The organism is Methylobacterium nonmethylotrophicum, assembly GCF_004745635.1.
GTDB classification, from domain to species: Bacteria; Pseudomonadota; Alphaproteobacteria; order Rhizobiales; family Beijerinckiaceae; genus Methylobacterium; species Methylobacterium nonmethylotrophicum.
In genome coordinates, this window is sequence record NZ_SRLB01000014.1 from 119,622 (window position 1) to 138,574 (window position 18,953).

General features: G+C 70.8%; 22 protein-coding genes. 11 read left to right on the forward strand and 11 right to left on the reverse strand.

Annotated elements, in window-relative coordinates; translation table 11 throughout:
• The first annotated feature begins 122 nt into the window (after positions 1-122).
• Together EU555_RS19840 and EU555_RS19845 are read left to right on the forward strand one after the other, a co-directional pair.
• The gene (locus EU555_RS19840; RefSeq protein WP_135416954.1) at positions 123-575 is read left to right on the forward strand and encodes a hypothetical protein; all 453 of its coding nucleotides are present in this window, start codon (positions 123-125) and stop codon (positions 573-575) included.
• 67 nt (positions 576-642) lie between these two features.
• Positions 643-1,011, forward strand: a complete 369-nt coding sequence (locus EU555_RS19845; protein WP_135416955.1) for a hypothetical protein — start codon at positions 643-645, stop codon at positions 1,009-1,011.
• A 73-nt stretch (positions 1,012-1,084) separates the two neighbouring features.
• On the opposite strand, the gene EU555_RS19850 is transcribed toward EU555_RS19845, so the two are convergent.
• The 4 genes from EU555_RS19850 to EU555_RS19860 all read right to left on the reverse strand — a co-directional run bounded on the left by EU555_RS19850 (position 1,085) and on the right by EU555_RS19860 (position 4,666).
• Positions 1,085-1,960 (reverse strand): hypothetical protein, encoded by an 876-nt coding sequence (locus EU555_RS19850; RefSeq protein WP_135416956.1) that lies wholly within the window; start codon positions 1,958-1,960, stop codon positions 1,085-1,087.
• A gap of 912 nt (positions 1,961-2,872) precedes the next feature.
• Positions 2,873-3,100, reverse strand: a complete 228-nt coding sequence (locus tag EU555_RS37085; protein ID WP_342636486.1) for a hypothetical protein — start codon at positions 3,098-3,100, stop codon at positions 2,873-2,875.
• Positions 3,094-3,495: a hypothetical protein gene (locus EU555_RS37090; protein WP_245524398.1), complete on the reverse strand. Its 402-nt coding sequence runs from the start codon at positions 3,493-3,495 to the stop codon at positions 3,094-3,096. Before EU555_RS37090 ends, EU555_RS37085 begins: the two co-directional genes overlap by 7 nt.
• Before the next feature lie 172 nt (positions 3,496-3,667).
• The gene (locus EU555_RS19860) at positions 3,668-4,666 is read right to left on the reverse strand and encodes an alpha/beta fold hydrolase (protein WP_135416958.1); all 999 of its coding nucleotides are present in this window, start codon (positions 4,664-4,666) and stop codon (positions 3,668-3,670) included.
• Between the two features lie 258 nt (positions 4,667-4,924).
• Here EU555_RS19860 and EU555_RS19865 point away from each other — a divergent pair, with 258 nt between their 5' ends.
• A complete protein-coding gene (locus tag EU555_RS19865) occupies positions 4,925-5,389 on the forward strand; it encodes an Hsp20 family protein (RefSeq protein ID WP_135416959.1) in 465 nt (154 codons plus the stop codon).
• A gap of 65 nt (positions 5,390-5,454) precedes the next feature.
• On the opposite strand, the gene EU555_RS19870 is transcribed toward EU555_RS19865, so the two are convergent.
• The 5 genes from EU555_RS19870 to EU555_RS19890 form a co-directional block, all read right to left on the reverse strand.
• Positions 5,455-5,772 carry a carboxymuconolactone decarboxylase family protein gene (locus EU555_RS19870; protein WP_342636487.1) on the reverse strand — a complete coding sequence of 106 codons (318 nt, stop codon included), beginning with the start codon at positions 5,770-5,772 and terminating at the stop codon, positions 5,455-5,457.
• A gap of 114 nt (positions 5,773-5,886) precedes the next feature.
• The gene (locus tag EU555_RS19875; protein ID WP_167858614.1) at positions 5,887-7,335 is read right to left on the reverse strand and encodes a TadE/TadG family type IV pilus assembly protein; all 1,449 of its coding nucleotides are present in this window, start codon (positions 7,333-7,335) and stop codon (positions 5,887-5,889) included.
• Between the two features lie 17 nt (positions 7,336-7,352).
• A complete protein-coding gene (locus tag EU555_RS19880) occupies positions 7,353-8,087 on the reverse strand; it encodes a TadE/TadG family type IV pilus assembly protein (protein ID WP_167858615.1) in 735 nt (244 codons plus the stop codon).
• Positions 8,059-8,604 carry a TadE family protein gene (locus EU555_RS19885; protein WP_167858616.1) on the reverse strand — a complete coding sequence of 182 codons (546 nt, stop codon included), beginning with the start codon at positions 8,602-8,604 and terminating at the stop codon, positions 8,059-8,061. The genes EU555_RS19880 and EU555_RS19885 overlap by 29 nt, the downstream gene beginning before the upstream one ends.
• Before the next feature lie 591 nt (positions 8,605-9,195).
• On the reverse strand, positions 9,196-9,639 hold the full coding sequence (locus EU555_RS19890) for an RNA polymerase subunit sigma-70 (RefSeq protein WP_135416963.1): 444 nt from the start codon (positions 9,637-9,639) through the stop codon (positions 9,196-9,198).
• A gap of 199 nt (positions 9,640-9,838) precedes the next feature.
• On the opposite strand from EU555_RS19890, the gene EU555_RS19895 reads away from it, so the two are divergent.
• The 3 genes from EU555_RS19895 to hemC all read left to right on the forward strand — a co-directional run bounded on the left by EU555_RS19895 (position 9,839) and on the right by hemC (position 11,415).
• On the forward strand, positions 9,839-10,138 hold the full coding sequence (locus EU555_RS19895) for an antibiotic biosynthesis monooxygenase family protein (protein ID WP_135416964.1): 300 nt from the start codon (positions 9,839-9,841) through the stop codon (positions 10,136-10,138).
• Between the two features lie 50 nt (positions 10,139-10,188).
• The gene (locus EU555_RS19900) at positions 10,189-10,395 is read left to right on the forward strand and encodes a hypothetical protein (protein ID WP_135416965.1); all 207 of its coding nucleotides are present in this window, start codon (positions 10,189-10,191) and stop codon (positions 10,393-10,395) included.
• An 84-nt stretch (positions 10,396-10,479) separates the two neighbouring features.
• Positions 10,480-11,415, forward strand: coding sequence for a hydroxymethylbilane synthase (hemC, locus tag EU555_RS19905; RefSeq protein ID WP_135416966.1), 936 nt, complete (start codon positions 10,480-10,482; stop codon positions 11,413-11,415).
• 16 nt (positions 11,416-11,431) lie between these two features.
• Here hemC and pncB read toward each other — a convergent pair whose 3' ends face one another.
• Together pncB and EU555_RS19915 are read right to left on the reverse strand one after the other, a co-directional pair.
• A complete protein-coding gene (gene pncB / locus EU555_RS19910) occupies positions 11,432-12,724 on the reverse strand; it encodes a nicotinate phosphoribosyltransferase (protein WP_135416967.1) in 1,293 nt (430 codons plus the stop codon).
• A 146-nt stretch (positions 12,725-12,870) separates the two neighbouring features.
• Positions 12,871-13,380 (reverse strand): pyridoxamine 5'-phosphate oxidase family protein, encoded by a 510-nt coding sequence (locus EU555_RS19915; protein ID WP_135416968.1) that lies wholly within the window; start codon positions 13,378-13,380, stop codon positions 12,871-12,873.
• Between the two features lie 218 nt (positions 13,381-13,598).
• On the opposite strand from EU555_RS19915, the gene EU555_RS19920 reads away from it, so the two are divergent.
• The 5 genes from EU555_RS19920 (at position 13,599) to EU555_RS19940 (ending at position 18,842) form a co-directional block, all read left to right on the forward strand.
• Entirely contained in the window at positions 13,599-13,808 is a 210-nt protein-coding gene (locus EU555_RS19920; RefSeq protein WP_135416969.1) for a TOBE domain-containing protein, read from the forward strand.
• A 231-nt stretch (positions 13,809-14,039) separates the two neighbouring features.
• Positions 14,040-15,068: an iron ABC transporter substrate-binding protein gene (locus EU555_RS19925; protein ID WP_135416970.1), complete on the forward strand. Its 1,029-nt coding sequence runs from the start codon at positions 14,040-14,042 to the stop codon at positions 15,066-15,068.
• Positions 15,065-16,102 (forward strand): FecCD family ABC transporter permease, encoded by a 1,038-nt coding sequence (locus EU555_RS19930; RefSeq protein WP_135416971.1) that lies wholly within the window; start codon positions 15,065-15,067, stop codon positions 16,100-16,102. Before EU555_RS19925 ends, EU555_RS19930 begins: the two co-directional genes overlap by 4 nt.
• Positions 16,099-16,869: an ABC transporter ATP-binding protein gene (locus EU555_RS19935; protein ID WP_135416972.1), complete on the forward strand. Its 771-nt coding sequence runs from the start codon at positions 16,099-16,101 to the stop codon at positions 16,867-16,869. Before EU555_RS19930 ends, EU555_RS19935 begins: the two co-directional genes overlap by 4 nt.
• Before the next feature lie 488 nt (positions 16,870-17,357).
• Positions 17,358-18,842, forward strand: a complete 1,485-nt coding sequence (locus EU555_RS19940) for an amidase (RefSeq protein ID WP_135416973.1) — start codon at positions 17,358-17,360, stop codon at positions 18,840-18,842.
• The last annotated feature ends 111 nt before the right edge of the window (positions 18,843-18,953 follow it).

Consider the following 18,953-nt stretch of genomic DNA (forward strand, 5'->3'; position numbering starts at 1 on the left):
GACTCGGACGTTGTTGACGTCATGTGCGCTTGAGCACACAGTGACTCACGACGACTTGACGCTCACTTGGTCGCCTCCGCCGGACACCAGAGCAGGTCAGCCCCCTGTTCCGCGATTTCCGGGTGATCAGCCGGCGCGGCGACAACACGTCCGGCACGGTGTTCGTGAGCTACAACTTCACGGACGATCTCTCGGCCAGCGTCGTCGGCACCATCGCCCACTTCGAGAACGATTTCGTGCCGGGAGCGGTCCTGCCGTTTCCCCTGCGGATCCAGCGCCCGAACATCAACAGCACCGTCTACCGGGTCGGCGTGGACGCAACCTATCGGGTGACTCCCGACTCATCCGTGGGACCGACCGCGAGCCTCCGCTACCGCGACCGGAACGGGTTCCTGCCGACCCTGATGCAGTTCGCGCCGGCCAACACCCGGTACGGGCTCGGCGGCGTGGCGCAGTACGCGGTCACGGACGCGCTGACGCTCAAGGGTCGGTCGAACGGATCTGGATCCACACGCGGCGCATGCCCGATCGGGTCGACGCGAGCACCGGGCTCGTCCTTCCGGGAACCGGCGTGATCGCCCTGGCCACCCAGAGGCCTGGGCCTTCGCCGGCAGCCTGACCTACCGCTTCTGAGAGGGGCACATGAGTTCCGCACGCCTCTGGATGGCTCTCGGCAGCCTCCTCGTCGCCGCGATGCCGACCCCGGGCGCGGCCCAGCCCACCCCGCCGGACGAGGCGCTGGCGCCGGCCGTCAGCACCGTCGCGCCCGCCATGCCGGACGACCGGCGCTGCCCGGAAGGCCGCGGGCCGTCGGGGCGGTGCGTCAACCCGGCCCTCGCCCTGGCGGGACGGGACCGCCGCATCGTCTTCACCCAGCCGCGCCTCTCCTTCCTGGCCCCGCCCCGCGTCCTGCCGAGCGCGACGGTGACGAGCGACCGCCTGTTCCGCTCGCCCAACAACCCGATCACGGATGCCGACGTCGAGATCAGCCGGATCCTCGGCCTGCGCTGAGCGACGGCCCGCGGCGATCGTCGGGCGATCGCCCGCGCGGGCCGCCGGCGCGGTGCGGCACGCCTCGCATCGGTCAGGCGGCGTCCGAAGCCGAGAGGCACGCCATCGCGGCGGCGTGCGAGCGGTCGAGCAGCGAGAGGCGCCCTGCGATGTTGCTGTCGAGCGCCGCGACGAGTTCCGGGCGAGCGCGCAGGCGGCCACGGGCATCGACCTCGATGTCGCCGTCGGCGGCGGCGGCCTTGAGGAGAGTGCGAACATGGGTGCGCGACACGCAGAACCGCCGGCCGAAATCCGTGTAGTCGACCGCAACCCATCCGTCCGGACGGAGGTGCTGCCGGCGGACGAGCCTCATGAGCATCAGCATGCCGGCCGATGCCGAGTAGAAGCGCAGAAGCCGTGTATTCGCGAGAATGATCTCCCGCGCCATGGTCTGGAGCGTCGCGATCCAGGCCCCGCGCATCGCCTTGAGGAACGCGAGATCCTCGGCCAGCGGGAGAGCATAGCGTTCACGGCCGAACAGGACGCCGAGAGGTTCGTAATGCGACCGGACGAAGGCCCGATCGTGGTCGATCAGCGCCGGCGTCGGCAGGACGATGCGCAATCGCCGGTCGTTGGGAGCCGGGGCGATCCGGAGATGGCCGACCTGCACGAAACGGGCGACGATGAGATCGATCTGGCGTGGGCTGGCGACACCGAACCAGCCGACGGTCTCCTTGAGCCGGCTGATCGTCGGCCAGCTCGCCACGTCGTCCTCCCGGTATCCGCCCCATAGCGCCATGACGATGCCGTAGACCAGGATCCGCCCGCCATCGAGCATGAGCTCCATCGTCGACGGCTTGGCCTCGTGGAGTTCCAGCACGGCGTCGATGTAGACGTCGCGACTGGCGGGGAATCGTGGATCCTGCAGGATCCGGTCGGGTGTCGCGTATGCCCGCTCCGTGGCTTCCAAGACCGCAGGCCCGTTCCGTCGCCGATGCACGGGGATAGAAATACGCATTTTTCTCCATGTGCAGCAACCGCGCGCTCATGATTCTAGGGACGACGCCGCGAAAGACTTCGGCGCGCAGAAGCGGCCCGTCACTGCCGGCGCGGATGACGGCAATGCGTGGGGTCGTAACCGGTCATGGTGCCGGCGATGCGGCACAGAAAGCCATCGTCAGATCACACTCGATTTTCCTAGCCATAAGACGCATAAACCGAAGGCTTCTATCCGTAATTATCGCAAACTTAATCCGATATTTGTTTCAATATATGTTGTACTGCGGCGATTTTCAAGCACATTTAGCGCGATATAAAACTATCCATATGCCGATAACATAGGTTTCTAAATTAGAATTAAGATATTTTGCTGACGATATGCACGACTAATTACATATGTCAATTCGCAAAATCAACATTCATTTGATCACCGCCGGCCACCAGAGACGTCCGGCACGAGGAGTGATCACCAGGACGTACGCTGCTCTCACGGTTCTCGCCACCCTGGTCTCCAGCCCCGCCTGGGCCGCCTGCCACGTCGATCGCTGTCCGCCCTGTCCCACGGGCGGCGGAATGCCGGTCGCCCAGCCCACGCAGGTCGCACAGGTCCCGCAGACCGTGATCGGGCCGAGGATCATCCCCACGGTAAACCGTCGGCATCCGCAACGCCCCCACCCCGCCGCCGCCGCCGGCGACCAATCCCAAGCCGCTGTTCACCTCGTCGACCCAGGAGGCGGCGAAGGGCGCCTTCGTGAAACCCCAGCCCGGCGTGGTGAAGACCCCGGCCAACGCCAACACCCGCCAGTTCCGCTGATCCGGGCCGACGCCGGAGGATCAGGCGGCCTCGGCCGCGTCGCAAGGGGGACCCGCGCGCCGTCCTGGCTCAGGCCGAGGGCGCGGCGGCGGCGGCGGGATCGAGCGCGCCGAGATCGATGTAGGGGTCGAGGCCGGGCTGGTGCTCCGAGATGACGGCCGCCCCGGCCGCTTCGGCCACCAGGGATTCGACCCGGTAGGGCAGGATCTCGCCGGCGATCCCCCTGATCTGGATCGGCGGGAGCTCCACCGCCCGCACGAAATCGCTCACCTGCGCGTAGGTCTCGAAGCTCAGCATGATGCCGCCCGGCTCGGCGACCTGCTGCAGCCGGGCGGCCAGGTTCGCGGCGGCCCCGATGATGGGGTAGTCCCGCTGACGCGCCGCCCGATCTCCAGCGACAGGGTGGCGGGCAGCGGGATCGCGCCCGGCACCTCGCGGAAATCGTGCGTGACGGTGACCGGGACCTCGGCCGTGACGACGTGGTTGACCACCTCCTCCGCGTAGAAGGTCATCATCTCGTTGATGAGCTGGCCGGTCTCGGTCGCCTGCAGGCGCAGGATCTGCTCGGAGAGGCCGCGCAGATCGAGCCAGGCCGCCACTGGAAGCCCGACGAGGCCCAGGACCACGGCGACGAGGAGGAACGGTATCACCCGTCCCGGGCGATCGAGGCCTGTCTCTCTCCCTGCCGCCATCTCGTCGTCCCGAGCGGAACACGGTGCGCCCGCCCCTGCCACATTATCGGCGATGTGGCGACCTCAGGCTACGCATCTGCGCCGCCAGCCCCGCCGGATACGAGGCATGGACGACGCGCGGCCTGCGGCGAGGCGCCGCGATCCGGCGGTACCGTGGCGGCGGGCCGGCCGCTCAGGCGACCTGCGCGGGGACCGGCCTGTCCGCCGCCGAGCCCGGCACCGGGGTCTGCGAACCCGGCACGAAGGCGTCGAAGGCCGCCCAGAACTGCGCCCGGATCGCGTCGCGCTCCATCAGGATCTCGTGGCGGGCGCCGCGCAGGGTGATGGTGTGGCCGGCGGCGAGGCGCGCGGCGAAGCGCTCCACCGCCGGGGTGCTGCAGACCGGGTCGGCGCCGGCCGCCACCACCAGCACCGGCACCCGGATGCCCAGCGCGTAGCGCGGATCCTCGAAGCGGCGCATCGCCCGGAAGGCGGCGGCGAGCCAGCCGATGGTGGGGTCCCCGATCGCGCCGGCCCCGACCGCGAGCGCCGCGGCGGCGTTGCGGGCGTAGCGCACCGGATCGGCGGTGAGGCGGTTGTTCGGGAACGGCTTGGTGGCGATCGAGACCGCCGAGCCGCCCGGCACGTAGCGCCGGGCCAGCCCCAAGGCCCGCAGGAAGGCGGCGAGCCGCATCGCCGCCTTCGGCCGGCGGATCATGCAGATCGCCACCATCGGGGCGAGGACCACCAGCCGGTCGAAGGGCAGCCAGCCCTCGCGGGCGGCGGTGAGGCAGACCGCACCGCCCATCGAATGGGCGAGACCGAAGAACGGGCGCGGCAGCCCGGCCTCCATGACCTGCGCCTCCACCGCCGCGAGGTCGAGCCGGTACTCGGAAAAATCGTCGACATGGCCCTTGTGCGGGTCCTCGACGGTGCGGTCGGAGCCCCCCTGCCCGCGCCAGTCGAAGGCGACGACGTGGAAGCCGCGCGCGCGCAGCTCGGTCACGGTCTCGAAGTACTTCTCGATGAACTCCGCCCGGCCCTGGACCAGGCAGACGGTGCCCTGGATGGTCCGCGCCGTCGGCGCCCAGGTGGCGACCCGCAGCGACAGGCCGTCGGCGGTGCGCACGGCGCGCAAGGTGGCGCCCGGCGGGATCGGGTTGTCGGGCGTGGCGAGCAGCGGCACGGTCACGGTCGGGTCCCCGGAAACGTCGTCCCGCGCATCCTCGCACGGCAGAGCCTTAAAAGTGAGGCATGGGCGCGCGCGCGATCCACACCCGATCGGGGGCCTGAAAAAAATTCGCGCGACCCTGCTGGCGCCGGCCTTGAACAGTCTAGACCCCACTCCGATATCCCGGGGGCGCCGGCCGATACGGCGGCGCGCAAGACCGGGACCGGCCCCCGCGGCGGACCCACAAGACTACATATTGCTTCATACGGAGAATATGTCATGCGTCAGTTCGATCTCGCTCCCCTGTACCGTTCGACCGTCGGCTTCGACCGCCTGTTTTCCGCCCTCGACCAGTTCGTGAGCGCGGATGCGGCGCCGACCTATCCGCCCTACAACATCGAGCGCACGGCCGAGAACGCCTACCGGATCACCCTGGCGGTGGCCGGCTTCACCGACCAGGATCTGTCGATCGAGGTCCGTGAGAACGCGCTCACCGTGAAGGGCGAGCGCAAGGCCGAGGCCAAGCAGGCCGAGTTCCTGCACCAGGGCATCGCGGCCCGCGGCTTCGAGCGGCGCTTCCAGCTCGCCGACCACGTCCAGGTGACGGGCGCGGCGCTGGAGAACGGCCTGCTCCATGTCGACCTCGTCCGCGAGATCCCGGAGGCCAAGAAGCCCCGCCAGATCCAGATCGCCTCGGGCTCCCGCCCGCAGTCGATCGAGGGCAGCGTCCAGAAGGCCGCGTAACGCGCCTTCGATCCCGTCAGGGGAGCGCCCCGGCCGCCCGGCCGGGGCGTTGTCGTGCGCGACGGTCAGGGCAGCAGGTGCGTGCCGTGGGTCAGCGCCGCGCCGGCCCGCAGGGCGACGGCCACGAACACGGTCTCGGCCAGTTCCTGCTCGCTGGCGCCGGCCCTCTTGGCGGCCTCGCGGTGCACCTCGAGGCAGTAGGGGCACTGGGTCGTCAGGGCGACCGCCAGCGCCATCAGCTCCTTGTACTTGCGCGGGATCGCGCCGTCGGCGAGCGCCGCCTTGTCGAGGGCCTCGAAGGCCCCCATCGCCTCGGGGGCGAGGCTCTTCAGGGCGGGCAGCTTCTTCAGGTTGGCGGCGTCGTACAGGGCGTGGTCGTGCATGGCGTGTCCTCCCGGTCTGCCGGTGCCGGCCACCCGTCGGCCGGGGCGGCTCGGCCTCCTGACAGTTAGCGCAGGGCGGACGCGCGCCAATGCGCCCCGGGATGGGGTGCCCCGCTACTGCGTGATGCGCGCGAGCGCGCCGGTGGCGGCGAACATCTTGGCCACCGCGGTGTTGATCTCCGCCGGCGTGCTGGCCGCGTAGGCGTCGGCGCTCGACGTGGCGCAGGCGGCCATGTTCGAGGAGATCGAGCTCAGCAGGTTGGCCTGGATGTAGTCGAAGATGGTGTTGAGCGCCGCGGACGAGCTGCGCAGGTTCGCGGCCGGCACGATGTAGCGCGTGTTCAGCGTCATCACCGTGTAGCCTTTGGTCTTCATCGCCGAGCAGGCGCTGGGATCGAGCGACTGGATGTAGATCGGGACCGCGAACTGCGTGTACTTGTTGCAGTTGGCCTGCGTGCAGGGCGACCAGGGGGTGAAGTTCGAGTCGTACCCGTCCTGGCTGCCGTTGCTGGTGACCTTGATGTCGGAATCCTGGACGCCGTCGGTGATGAACATCACCGTGCCCTGCGGGGTCAGGGAGGTCAGGCCGGTGCCGGGGACCGGCAGCAGGGTGTTGAGGCTCTTGAGCCCGTAGGTCGAGTTCGTGCCGCCGTCGTTCAGGGCCGCGCTCAGCTCGATCCCGCCGACTGCCGCGATGGCGCCCTGGAGGTCGGACGAGAGCGGGAAGACGGACTTGAACTGGCTGCTGAAGGTGTAGATCGCGACCTTGAACCGGTTGGTGTTGCCGGTGCTGATCATCTGGTTGAGCGCGGCGATCACCGACTGCTTGGCGACGTCGATCCGCAACGTCGCCCCGGCATTGCGCGCGGTCGTGGTCGTGCCGGTGTAGTGGCAGGCGACGGCGCAGCCATTCGTCGCCGTATAGACGATCTGCTGGTCGGCCTGGGTCGCGCCGATCCCCATCGACGACGAGGTGTCGATGATGATGTAGATGTTGTTGAAGCCCGGCATCGTCAGCGTCGTGGCGCTCGAGCCGGACAGGGCGCTCGTGCTGGTGCCGAGATACTTCATGAACAGCGTCGGCATCGACAGGCTGTAGGAGACCTTCGCGCTCACCGTGAGCCCCAGGGCGGTGATCTGGATCGTCGGGACCGGCGCCGTCGACGGCAGGGCGCCGAGATTGGCGTTGAACTGGGCCTGCGCCTGGGTCTTGGCCGAGGCGATGGCCGCGCTCGTCGGGTCGAGAACCCCGGTATAGTTGAGGATGTAGGTCTGCACCCCGGTGATCGCCGCGATGGCGGCGGCATCCGCGGCGCGGTCGAGCTTGGCCTTGTAGGCCAGCGCCATGCCGTAATCGGTGGCGCAGCCGAGCGCCCCGATCAGCGGCACCAGGCAGAATCCGGTGATGAGCGCGACGTTGCCCCGGCGGTCGCCCGCGAGCGCCCGGCCGCGCCGGCGAAGGCCGGACAGGGCGCGGCGCGCCACTGCGTGCGCGACCGCGCGCGCGCCCTCGGTGATGCGCATGGTGCCCTCCACGAACGGCCGCGAGGCGGCCAGGACCATCAAGGAGATCCGGGAGATCAGGGACATTGCTGGCCGAACCCGTCGTCGCCGGAGGCGGCCGCGTACGCGATGGCGTTCGTGTAGCGCGGTTTGATGTAGGCCGAGCGCCGGATCGTCACCGTCTTGAACAGCGTCGAGAACAGGAACGGGGTCCAGTTGAAGGAGAGGTCGGCGACGATGACGAAGGACGGCGGCGAGCTGGTCCCCTGCGGGTTCGCCACCGGCGTGAACAGCGAGGCCGGCAGGGTCGCCGGGTCCGGGTTCGCGGTGTCGAGGGCGGCGGCGAGCGACGCGCCGCAGGCGCGCTGCTTGTCGCCGCCGGTCCAGGCCACCTTCGCCTTGTAGGTGCAGGAGGCCGTGCAGCCGGCGACCGTCGGGCTGAAGCTGATGCCCGCCATGCTGATCAGGATGTCGCTGTTCCAGGCGACCTTGCGGAGCGCGGCGTCGGCCAGCACCTGCGGGAAGATCAGCATCACGGCGTCGTTGGCGTAGTGCAGGTCGGCCGAGGCGATGCTGCTCGACACGTTCATGGCGATGATGCCGGCGACCCCGCTCGCCGCCTCGGCGATGAGCCGCGCCTGGCGGATGAAGCGCGCGTACTCAAACGCCCCTCCCGTCAGCGCGACCAGGAACGGGAAGACCAGGGCGAATTCGAGGGCCGCGACCGCGCCCCGGTCGGACGGGAAGGCCACGATCCGGCGCCAGGGCGGCCCGGGCGCGGTCTCAGCAGCCCGCATACGCGACGGCACCATTGTAGGGCTCCGAGCGGAAGGTGGTGCTGGCCATGAGGACGTAGCTCGGCTTGCCGTTGAAGGTCGTCGGCGCCGCCGAGGCGAGGAGGCCGGTGAGGTAGGTGGTCGGGTACTGGACCTGCAGGACGACGTACTGGCCGCCGGCGCCGGGGCAGAACTTGCCGGTCCCGTCGAGGGGCGGCTGGACCAGCCCGGTCCCGGCGGCATTGACGTAGGCGTAGTAGCCGGTCGGCGACTGGCCCTCCTGGACCACGCTCATCGTCACGAAGACGTTGGCGCAGACGAAGGTCGACGGCAGCTTCGGGCACACGACCTGGTCGCGGAACTGCGTCGCGGTGAGCCCCGCCGTGGAGATCGCGCCCGTGGTGACGGCGCGCGCGCTGGCGCTGGCGGCGCTGTCGAGGGCCGCCATCAGGAAGAAGGCGTATCCGGTCTGGATGATGCCGAGCAGGGTCATGGTGAAGGGCGCGGCCACGAGGGCGAACTCGACCGCCGTGACACCGCGCGCATCGGCCAAGGCGCTGCGGCACGACGCAGCGAAATGGCGGGCGCGGCGCCGCCACCCGCCCGCACACGCTGTGGGCTCATCTTGCCTGACCATGACGGATTTTTGCCGGATCACTCATGCCGAGGGACACTAGTGAGTCCTTGCCTACCCGCGGATTAAATCGTTTCCGCTCAAATGACACATTTATGCTCTTGGTTAATTAATGTCCGGTCAAACACTGTAGCTAGACTGCAAGGATTAGGCAGGAAGGCCTGCCTCTCTGCTGGAGCGTCTCGTCTCCGGCGCGGCCCGTCGCTACGGCGCCGCGCGGGCCGCGCTCGGCGCATCGCACGCGGACGGCGCCGAGGCACGGCGCGACCGCCATTCACGCCCATGACGGATGCCGTCGGGCACGTGTCCCTGGGTCAGCTCCGACGGCCGCAGCCGGGGACGAGCCGGATCGGCGCCGCCTGCGCCCGGCGGCGCCCCGGACGTCATCCGAAATCCGGTTGATCGCTTCAGGCGATCCCTGTGGGATCGCTTTCGCGATGCGGATTTCGGCGTCGCCCAGGCGTGCGAGCGAGGCTCCGCCGTCGCGGGCTGGTGAGACCGGATCCGGTATCAGAGGTCGCCGAAGGCGAGCTGGGCCGAGGTCGGGCGCTTGGCCGGCTTGCCGGTCTTGTCCTTGGGCGCCGCCTTGGCGGCGGCCTTGCGGGGACGCTTCGGCTCGGCGCCGCGGATGCGCGCCTTGCCCTTGTCGCGGGCCACCGCCTCGGGGGCGGCCTGATCGCCCGAGAGCCACTTGCCGCGCTTGATCACCTCGTTCACCCGGCCCTGGTTGACGCCGAGCTTGAAGGCGATCTCCTGCTGGGTCATCTCCGTCGACCCGTGCAGGTCGAGGATCATCCGGGCGAGCTCGGGCGTCATCTTCTTGCCGACGATGCGGCGGCCGGGCTTGACCACCCGGTTGGCGCGGTCGCGCTCGCGCAGGCGCTCGAGGATCGCCAGCGCCATCAGCATGCCGTTCTCGCGCAGGGCTTCCTCGAATTCCTTCAGCGTCGCCATCAGGACCGAACTCCGCTGTCACGCTCCGGCAGGAAAACGGCGCCGGGCGTGGCCGGTTGCCGCCGCGCGTGCGTCATCCACGGTTTGTGCGCCCCCGGCCCTCGTGTTGGCAACCGCCCGCCCGCGTCATCCACCGCTGTCCGCGTTGGACAAGACCGGCGGCTTCGCGCATGGCTTCGCGCCGAGACGGGAGGACCGCATGGTACTGGAGATCGCGCAGATCGACGTGAAGGCCGGGCACGAGAGCGCCTTCGAGGCCGGGGTGGGCCGGGCGGCGGAGCTGTTTCGCCGCGCCAGGGGCTGCCGCGGCATGGAGCTGCAGCGCTCGGTCGAGATCCCGACCCGCTACCGGCTGATGGTGCAGTGGGAGACCCTGGAGAACCACACCGTCGATTTCCGCGAATCGGCGGACTTCCAGGCCTGGCGCGCGCTGGTCTCGGAGCACTTCGCCGGCCCGCCGCAGGTGGAGCACACGGTGCTGTCGGTGCACGGCTTCTGAACCGGGCCTCCCTCCGGCCGTTCCCCCGGGACCACGACCGGAGGCACGCCATGATCGAGCACGGGGAGACCGAGGACCGAGAGACCGGCGGCGGACAGACCGACCGCGGACGGCCCGACCCGAAGCCGGGCGAGGGGCTCGCCAACGACAGCCTCGGGGCGAGCCGCCGCCCCGCCGGCGCCGACCCGGGCGGGGCGCCCGCCACCGGCACGCCGCAGGGCGGCCGGCCCGCCGACGCGCAGGTGCCCAAGGAGTAGCGGACGGCATGCGGCAATGGCGTGACACGGGGCGCCCGACTCGCTACTCGCGAAGCGAGGCTCCTCGATTTCACGGCACCCGACATGGCCCGACGTCCCCTGCGAATCGGCACCCGCGGCAGCCCGATGGCGCTCGCCCAGACCGGGATGGTGCGCGACCGCATCGCGGCCGCCCATCCCGCCCTCGCCGAGCCCGGCGCGATGGAGCTCGTCGTCGTCACCACGGTGGCCGACAAGGTGCTCGACCGGCCGCTCTCCGAGATCGGCGGCAAGGGCCTGTTCACCAAGGAGCTGGAGCAGGCGCTGCTCGCCGATCAGGTCGACGTCGCCGTCCACTCGATGAAGGACGTCGAGACCTGGCTGCCGGACGGCCTCGTCATCGCCTGCATCCTCGCGCGCGACGATCCCCGGGACGCCTTCCTGTCGCCGCGCGCGGGTCGCCTCGCCGACCTCGCGCCGGGAAGCCGGGTCGGCACCTCGTCCTTGCGCCGCGGCGCCCAGGTGCTGATGCGCCGGCCCGACCTGCAGATCGTGCCGTTGCGCGGCAACGCCAACACCCGGATGAAGCGGCTCGAGGAGGGCGCCTGCGACGCCACGCTGCTGGCCATCGCGGGCCTCGAGCGCCTCGGCCTTGCCGACCGCGCCCAGGAGATCCTGCCGGTGAACGAGATGCTGCCGGCAGTGGCGCAGGGGGCGCTCGGCATCGAGTGCCGGGCGGGGGATGCCGACGTGATCGCACTCCTGCAGGCGGTGGCCTGTCCCACGACGACCATCGCGGTCAATGCCGAGCGGGCGCTGCTCGCGGAACTCGACGGCTCCTGCCGCACCCCGATCGCGGCGCTGGCCCAGATCGACGGCGACAGCCTCACCCTCGACGGGCTCCTGTTCCTGCCCGACGGCAGCGCCCACTGGGCCACCCACCGCACCGGCCGGGTCGCCGACGCCCTGGCGATCGGGCGCGACGCCGGCGCCGAGCTGAAGGCGAAGGCGGGCGAGACCTACCGGGCGAAGCTGCAGTGAGGGCCCGGCGCGGTCCTCACACCAGCACCGGCACCGCCCGCTGGGCCCCCACCCCGAACACCCGCTTGTAGCGCTCCACCTCCTCCTCCGGCCCGAGCGCCTTGGTGGGATTGTCGGAGAGCTTCACGGTCGGGCGGCCATTGGCCGAGATCACCTTGCAGACGATGGAGATCGGGTCGAGGCGCTCGTCCGGCGCCAGGCCGCGGAAGTCGTTGGTGAGCAGCGTGCCCCAGCCGTAGCCGATGCGCAGGCGGCCATGGAAGTGGCGGTGGATCCGCTCGATCACGTCCACGTCGAGCCCGTCGGAGAAGATCGCCAGCTTCTCGCGCGGGTTGCGCCCGTGCCGGGTCCACCAGCGGATCGCCTCTTCGCCGCCCTCGATCGGGTCCTTCGAATCGATGCGGATGCCGGTCCAGTCGGCCATCCAGGCCGGCCCGCGCTCGAGGAAGCCGGTGGTGCCGTAGGTGTCGGGCAGGATCACCAGGAGGTTGCCGGCGTAATCCCGCTGCCAGTCGGCGAGCACGAGGTAGGGCGCGCGGGCGAGATCTTCCTCGGTGTCGGCGAGGGCCGAGTAGACCATCGGCAGTTCGTGCGCGTTGGTGCCCACCGCCTCGATGTCGTGGCGCAGGGCGATCAGGCAGTTCGAGGTGCCGAGGAAGCTGTTGCCCAGGCCCTCGATCATCGCCTCGACGCACCAGTCCTGCCACAGGAAGCCGTGGCGGCGGCGCGTGCCGAAATCGGCGATCGACAGGCCCGGCAGGGTCTTCAGCCGCTCGATCTTCTCCCAGATCCGCGTCATGGCGCGGGCGTAGAGCACCTGCAGCTCGAACTTGCCCATGCCCTTGAGCACGCCGCGCGAGCGCAGCTCGTTGAGGATGGCGAGTGCGGGCACCTCCCACATCGTGGTCTCGATCCACGGGCCGTGAAAGGTCAGCACGTACTGGCCGTCCTGCTTCTCCAGCAGGTAATCGGGGAAGCGGAAGTTCTCGAGCCAGTCCATGAAGTCCGGCGAGAACATCTGGCGCCGGCCGTAGAAGGTGTTGCCGCGCAGCCAGGTCGACTCGCCCCGGGTGAGCCGCAGCGACCGGCAATGGTCGAGCTGCTCGCGCAGCTCGCCGGGGTCGATCAGGTCGGCCAGCCGCACCCGGCTGGTGCGGTTCTGGATCCCGAAGGTGACCGAGACGTTCCGGTGACGCCGGAAGATCGTCTGGGCCATCAGCAGCTTGTAGAAGTCCGTGTCGAGCACGGAGCGGATGATCGGATCGATCTTCCAGGTGTGGTTGTAGACCCTGGTCGCGAGATCGAGCATCGCCCGTGCCTGCCTGAGGCGGCCGCCCGCGCGGGCGGCCGGAACGCCGCCCAACGGGACGGCCAAGAGCGCGAAACCGGCACGGTTCGGGGGCGCAAGTCAAGCCGCTGCCCCGCGCCTCTGCGCAATCCTCACATGCGCGATTATCAGCGGGCGCCGAGGTCGACCGCCTTCTTCTCGGTCTTCGGCGACTCGCCGGTCACCGCCGCCTTCACGTAGCCGTAGAGATGCAGCATCGTGGCGTTCGGGCTGTCCCAGTACTCGCCCTTCTCGGGGTGGACCCGGATCAGCGCGATCGAGGGATCGTCCTTGCCGCCCGGGAACCAGGTCTTCAGGCTCTCGCTCCACTTGGCGTCGATCTGCGCCTTGTCGCGCACGATCTCGGCCTTGCCCGAGACCGAGACGTAGTTCTGGCTCGACGGGTCGGCATACGACAGGTTGACCTGGTTGTCGCGGCCGATCTCGTTCGTCACCGGCGCGTCGTGCTTGACGAAGAACCAGAGGTCGCCGGCCTCGTCCGCGTCCTGGTTCCACATCGGGCGGCTGCGGAGCTGCCCGTCGGCATCGGCCGTGGTCATCATCGCGACCTTCACATCCTTGATCATGGCGAAGAGCTTCTTCGCGCCCTCGTGGTCGCGGTGGCTGCCCTGGTGCATCTCGATCTCCCGTAACGGCATGACGAGCGGGCAGGCCCGCTCGAAGCTGCACGACAACGGACGATGCCCGCTTTGGTTTCGGCGCCCGGCGGGCGGAGATGGGCGCGAATTCGGGCGCGCGCCGCTCGCCGGAGAGCGGGATCGCGCCTATCTGTGCCGGCGGAAGCGGCCGTCCGAGGCGCCGCCGCGATGCGGGACGATCCAGGAGACCCGACCCCATGAAGATCAGCGCGCGCAACCAGCTCGACGGCAAGGTCGTCGAGGTGAAGAAGGGCGCCACCACCGCCCATGTCCGGGTCGAGCTCGCCGGCGGGCAGATCGTCACCGCGGCGATCACCAACGAATCGGCCGACGAGCTGGGCCTGTCCCCGGGCAAGGCCGTGAAGGCGGTGATCAAGTCCAGCGACGTGATGATCGCGACGGACTGAGATCCAGTTCGAGAGGCTGAACGGCCACGCAGATGCGTTTATCATCCAACCCGCGACCTCATCCTGAGGTGCCGGAGCGAAGCGGAGGCCTCGAAGGACGGCTCCAGGGATCGCAGTGGCTTCTGGAGCCCTCCTTCGAGGCTCCTTGCAGCCGCACCTCAGGATGAGCTCGCGGGTAGGACAAGGATTGAAACCGATCACTTCCGTCATCAGGCCCTGAATGTGTTCGCGATGCGGTCCGACCGACGTTCCCTGCTCATCGGCTCCGCGGCCTTCGCGCTGACGAACGCGGCGCGCGCCGCCGAGGCGTTGCGGGACGATGCCGGCCGGGCCCTCGACCCCCTCCGCCCCCCCGTCGCCCGGGTGTTTCCGGCCGGGCCCCCGGCGGCGATCCTGCTCTATACCCTGGCTCCCGAGCTGCTCCTCGGCTGGCCGCGGGCGATCCGCCCGGCGGAGCGGCCCTACCTCCTGGCGCAATCCGCCGACCTGCCGGAGGTCGGGCGCCTGACGGGGCGCGGCAACACCGCCAACCTCGAAGCGGTGCTGGCGCTCAAGCCCGACCTGATCCTCGACGTCGGCGCGACCGCCGAGACCTACCGCTCCCTCGCCGACCGGGTGCAGGGCCAGACCGGCATCCCCTACGCCCTCCTCGACGGCCGGCTCGCCGCGGCGCCCGCGACCTACCGCAGCCTCGGGCGCCTCGTCGGGCGCGAGGCGGCGGCCGAAACCCTGGCGGTCCTGGCCGAGCGGACGCTCGCGACGGTGCGCGAGCGCGTCGCCGCGGTGCCGGAGGAGAGGCGCCCCCGGGTCTACCTCGCCCGCGGGCCCCGCGGCCTCGAGACCGCGCGCCAGGGCTCGATCAACGTCGAGGCGCTGGCGCTTCTGGGCGCCGTCAACGTGGCGGGGCCCGGCGGCAGCCTGGCGCAGGTCTCGCCCGAGGACGTGGTGGCCTGGGCGCCCGAGGTGATCGTCGCCCTCGATCCCGCCTTCGCGGCGGCGGCACGGCAGGACCCGCTCTGGCAGGCGACGCCGGCCCTGCGCGGCAACCGCCTCCATGTCAGCCCGACCCTGCCCTTCGGCTGGGTCGACGCCCCACCCTCGGTCAACCGCCTCGTCGGCCTGTGGTGGCTCGGAAAGATCCTCTATCCGGCGCAGTTTCCCGAGGACATCCGGGCGGTCGCCCGCGACCTCTACGGCCGGCTCTATCACGTGACGCCGGACGATCCCGCCCTCGACCGCGTGCTGGCGGGAGCCCTGTGAGCGGCATCGCGCTTGCCGGCGCCCGGGCGGTCCGGCTCGGCGGGCCCTGGCTCGCGCTCCTCGCCCTGGTGCTGGCGGCCGCCCTCGCCTTCGGGGTCGGGCGCTACCCGGTCTCGCTCCTCGACGTCGCCCGGGTGCTCCTCGCCCGCCTCACCGGCCACGCGCCGGACGTGGCGCCGGCGGTCGAGGCGGTGGTGCTGCAGATCCGGGGGCCCCGCATCGCCGCCGCGATCCTGATCGGCGCCGCCCTGTCGGTCGCCGGCACCGCCTTCCAGGGTCTGTTCCGCAATCCCCTCGTCTCGCCCGACATCCTCGGCGCCTCGTCGGGGGCGGCCCTCGGCGCGGTCCTCGGCATCTGGCTCTCCCTCGGGGTGCTGGCGATCGAGGGCCTCGCCTTCGCGGGCGGGCTTCTCGCGGTCGCCTGCGTCTACGCCCTGGGAGCGGCCCTGTCGGGCCGCGATCCCGTCCTGGTCCTGGTGCTCGCCGGCGTCGTCATCGGCTCGCTCCTCGGGGCGGGCGTCGGGCTCATCAAGTCCCTCGCCGACCCCTACAACCAGCTGCCGGCGATGACCTTCTGGCTGCTCGGCAGCCTGTCGGCGACGCACCCTTCCGACCTCCTGCCGCTCGCCGGCCCGGTCGTCCTCGGCACCGGGCTGCTGCTCCTGCTGCGCTGGCGCCTCGACGTCCTGTCGCTGCCGGACGAGGAGGCGCGTTCCCTCGGCCTCGCCACCGGCCCGCTGCGGGTCGCGGTGGTGGCGGCCGCGACCCTCGTCACGGCGGCGAGCGTGGCGGCGGCGGGGATCGTCGGCTGGGTCGGCTTGGTGGTGCCGCATCTCGCCCGCTTCCTGGTCGGGCCCGGCTTCGGCCGGCTGATCCCGACCGCGGCGCTCCTCGGCGCCGGCACGCTGCTGACCATCGACACGCTCGCCCGCACCGTGGCGCCGGTCGAGGTGCCGCTCGGCATCCTCACCGCCTTCGTGGGCACGCCGGTCTTCCTGTGGCTGCTCGCCCGGGCGGAGCGCGACTGGTCGTGACCCTGCTCGCGGCCGACGACCTCGCCTTCGGCTATCCGGGCCGGGAGATCGGCCGCGGCCTGTCGGTGCAGCTCGCCGCCGGCGAGGCGCTGGCCTTGCTCGGCCCCAACGGCGGCGGCAAGACCACGCTCCTGAAGACCCTGCTCGGCCTGCTGCCGGCGCGGGCCGGTACCGTCCGGGTCGCGGGCCGGCCGCTCGAAAGCCTCACCGCCCGGGAGCGGGCGCAGGCGATGGCCTACGTGCCGCAGGCCGGCGCCAGCGCCTTCGCGTTCACGGCGCGCGCCGTGGTGCTGATGGGGCGCACCAGCCGCACCGGCCTGCTCTCGGCCCCGTCGCGCGCCGACCACGCGGCGGCGGAAGGAGCGCTTGCCCGGATGGGCATCGCCCACCTCGCCGAACGGCCGGTGACGCGGCTCTCAGGCGGGGAGCGCCAGCTGGTGCTGGTCGCCCGGGCACTCGCCCAGGAGCCCCGCATCGTGGTCCTCGACGAGCCGACGGCGAGCCTCGATTTCGGCAACCAGGGCCGGGTGATGGCCGAGATCCTGCGCCTGCGCGCCGACGGGCTCGGCCTCCTCTTCACCACCCACGACCCCAACCAGGCCGCCCGCTACGCCGACCGGGCGCTGCTCCTGCGCGGCGGCTCGGCCCTCGCCGCCGGTCCGGTGGCGGCGGTGCTGGAGGCCGGGACCCTCGGCCGGCTCTACGGCGCGCCGGTCGAGGAGGTGCGGGACACCGCCACCGGCGCGCGGGCCTTCCTGCCCGGCTGAGCATGCGCGCGGGGCGTCACGGTGCACGATGGTGGGGCTTGATCGCAGGGTCGGTCCATCCCACCCGCAAACCTCATCCTGAGGTGCTGCTTGCAGCAGCCTCGAAGGAGGGTTCCAGGGACCGCGGCGATGTCTGGAGCCCTCCTTCGAGGCCCACGATGTGGGCACCTCATGATGAGGTTTGCGGGTGGGAGAGATGACAAACTTATCTTTCTATGCAAATTCACGTACAGTAGCATGCCGTAGACGGGTTTTCGCAGATTTTATTTCGTATCATACTTTGAAGAACTGGTCACGATGCCGACGGCCGGAGCCTGGTGCTGCTACGATCCGACATGTGCCTGCAGAACGGGCGGCAGCCCGGCACGACGCCGTCCGTCCACGGCGCGGGCACCATGCAGGGAGCGATGGGCCGACCCGTACCCACCGCGCTTGCCGAGCCGCCGAGCCCCGTGCTCCGCTTCGGCGAGACGCCTCAGGATGCCCGGATGCCCACCTCCACCGATCTCGTGACGATCCGCGCCACCGACCTCGCGCGGGCGATCCGCGACAGGGCCGTCTCGGCCCGCGAGGCGATGCAGGCCCATCTCGACCAGATCGCCCGCCACAACCCGGCGGTGACCGCGATCGTGTCGTTGCGCGACCCGGACGTCCTCCTGGCGGAGGCCGACGCCGCCGACCGGGAACTGGCGGAGAAGGGTCCGCGCGGGCCGCTGCACGGGCTGCCGCACGCGGTGAAGGACCTCTCCGCCACCGCCGGGATCCGCACGACGCAGGGCTCGCCGCTGTTCCGCGACACCGTGCCGGACACCGACGCGCTCCACGTCGCGCGCCTGCGGGCGGCGGGCGCGATCCTGATCGGCAAGACCAACGTGCCGGAATTCGGCCTCGGCTCGCACAGCCGCAACCCGGTCTTCGGCACCACCCGCAACGCCTACGACCCGGCGAAGGCCGGCGGCGGCTCGAGCGGCGGGGCCGCGGTGGCGCTGGCGCTCCGCATGGTGCCCCTCGCCGACGGCAGCGACCATGGCGGCTCGCTGCGCAACCCCGCCGCCTGGAACAACGTGCTGGGCCTGCGCACCGCCGCCGGCCGGGTGCCGGGCCGTACCGACGAGGTCTTCCTGCCCCCGCTCACCGTCAACGGGCCGATGGCGCGCTGCACCGCCGATCTCGGCCTGCTGCTCTCGGTCCAGGCCGGCTACGATCCCCGCACGCCGAACGCGATCCGCCAGGACCCCGCGATGTTCGCCGAACCGCGGCCGCGGGACCTGAAGGGCCTGCGCATCGGCTGGATGGGCGATCTCGGCGGCCATCTGCCGTTCGAGCCCGGGGTGCTCGACCTCTGCGAGGCCGGCCTCCAGGTCTTCTCCGCCCACGGCGCCGCGGTCGAGCCGGTGCTGCCGGCCTTCGACCCGGAGGCGATCTGGCGGTCCTGGGTCCTACTGCGCCAGTGGATCACCGGCGCCACCCTCAAGCCGTACTGGGACGACCCGGACAAGCGCGCCCTGATGAGGCCCGAAGCCGTCTGGGAAGTCGAGCAGGGCTTGAGGCTCTCGGCCTTCGACGTGCACGCGGCCAGCGTCACCCGCACCGCCTGGTACCATTGCGTGCGCGGCCTGTTCGAGCGCTTCGACGTGCTGGCGCTCCCCTCGGCCCAGGTCTTCCCGTTCGACGCCGAGGAGACCTGGCCGCGCCGCGTCGGTGGGCGCGCGATGGACACCTATCACCGCTGGATGGAGGTCGTGGTGCCGGGCACGCTGTCGGGCTGCCCGGCGATCAGCCTGCCGGTCGGCCTCAACCCGGCCGGGCTGCCGATGGGGATCCAGCTCATCGCCCCGAACCAGGACGAGGCCAGTCTGCTCGCCATCGCGGCGGCCTACGAGGCCGTCACGGGCTTCGACCGGATCATGCCGCCGGTCCTGGCAGACCGGTCGCCGGTCCTGGCAGACCGGTCGCCGGCCCTGCGCGGTTGAGCCTCACCGGCGGGAGGCCTGAATCACGGCGGCGTGAACGGCCGAGGCGTCCTGTCCTGCTTGCTGCTGGCAGAGCCTGCCGGCATACATGGCGGGCAACAAGCTCGGCCA

Coding starts and splice junctions, on each gene's coding strand:
- EU555_RS37085 (WP_342636486.1), bottom strand. CDS start 3,100: ATGCTGAGCTTCGAGACCTACGCGCAGGTGAGCGATTTCGTGCGGGCG.
- EU555_RS19890 (WP_135416963.1), bottom strand. CDS start 9,639: ATGGCGACGCTGAAGGAATTCGAGGAAGCCCTGCGCGAGAACGGCATG.
- EU555_RS19875 (WP_167858614.1), bottom strand. CDS start 7,335: ATGGTCCTGGCCGCCTCGCGGCCGTTCGTGGAGGGCACCATGCGCATC.
- EU555_RS19865 (WP_135416959.1), top strand. CDS start 4,925: ATGCGTCAGTTCGATCTCGCTCCCCTGTACCGTTCGACCGTCGGCTTC.
- EU555_RS19940 (WP_135416973.1), top strand. CDS start 17,358: ATGCCCACCTCCACCGATCTCGTGACGATCCGCGCCACCGACCTCGCG.
- hemC (WP_135416966.1), top strand. CDS start 10,480: ATGGCCCGACGTCCCCTGCGAATCGGCACCCGCGGCAGCCCGATGGCG.
- EU555_RS19915 (WP_135416968.1), bottom strand. CDS start 13,380: ATGCACCAGGGCAGCCACCGCGACCACGAGGGCGCGAAGAAGCTCTTC.
- EU555_RS19870 (WP_342636487.1), bottom strand. CDS start 5,772: ATGCACGACCACGCCCTGTACGACGCCGCCAACCTGAAGAAGCTGCCC.
- pncB (WP_135416967.1), bottom strand. CDS start 12,724: ATGCTCGATCTCGCGACCAGGGTCTACAACCACACCTGGAAGATCGAT.
- EU555_RS19895 (WP_135416964.1), top strand. CDS start 9,839: ATGGTACTGGAGATCGCGCAGATCGACGTGAAGGCCGGGCACGAGAGC.
- EU555_RS19925 (WP_135416970.1), top strand. CDS start 14,040: ATGCGGTCCGACCGACGTTCCCTGCTCATCGGCTCCGCGGCCTTCGCG.
- EU555_RS37090 (WP_245524398.1), bottom strand. CDS start 3,495: ATGGCGGCAGGGAGAGAGACAGGCCTCGATCGCCCGGGACGGGTGATA.
- EU555_RS19920 (WP_135416969.1), top strand. CDS start 13,599: ATGAAGATCAGCGCGCGCAACCAGCTCGACGGCAAGGTCGTCGAGGTG.
- EU555_RS19880 (WP_167858615.1), bottom strand. CDS start 8,087: ATGGTGCCGTCGCGTATGCGGGCTGCTGAGACCGCGCCCGGGCCGCCC.
- EU555_RS19900 (WP_135416965.1), top strand. CDS start 10,189: ATGATCGAGCACGGGGAGACCGAGGACCGAGAGACCGGCGGCGGACAG.
- EU555_RS19845 (WP_135416955.1), top strand. CDS start 643: ATGAGTTCCGCACGCCTCTGGATGGCTCTCGGCAGCCTCCTCGTCGCC.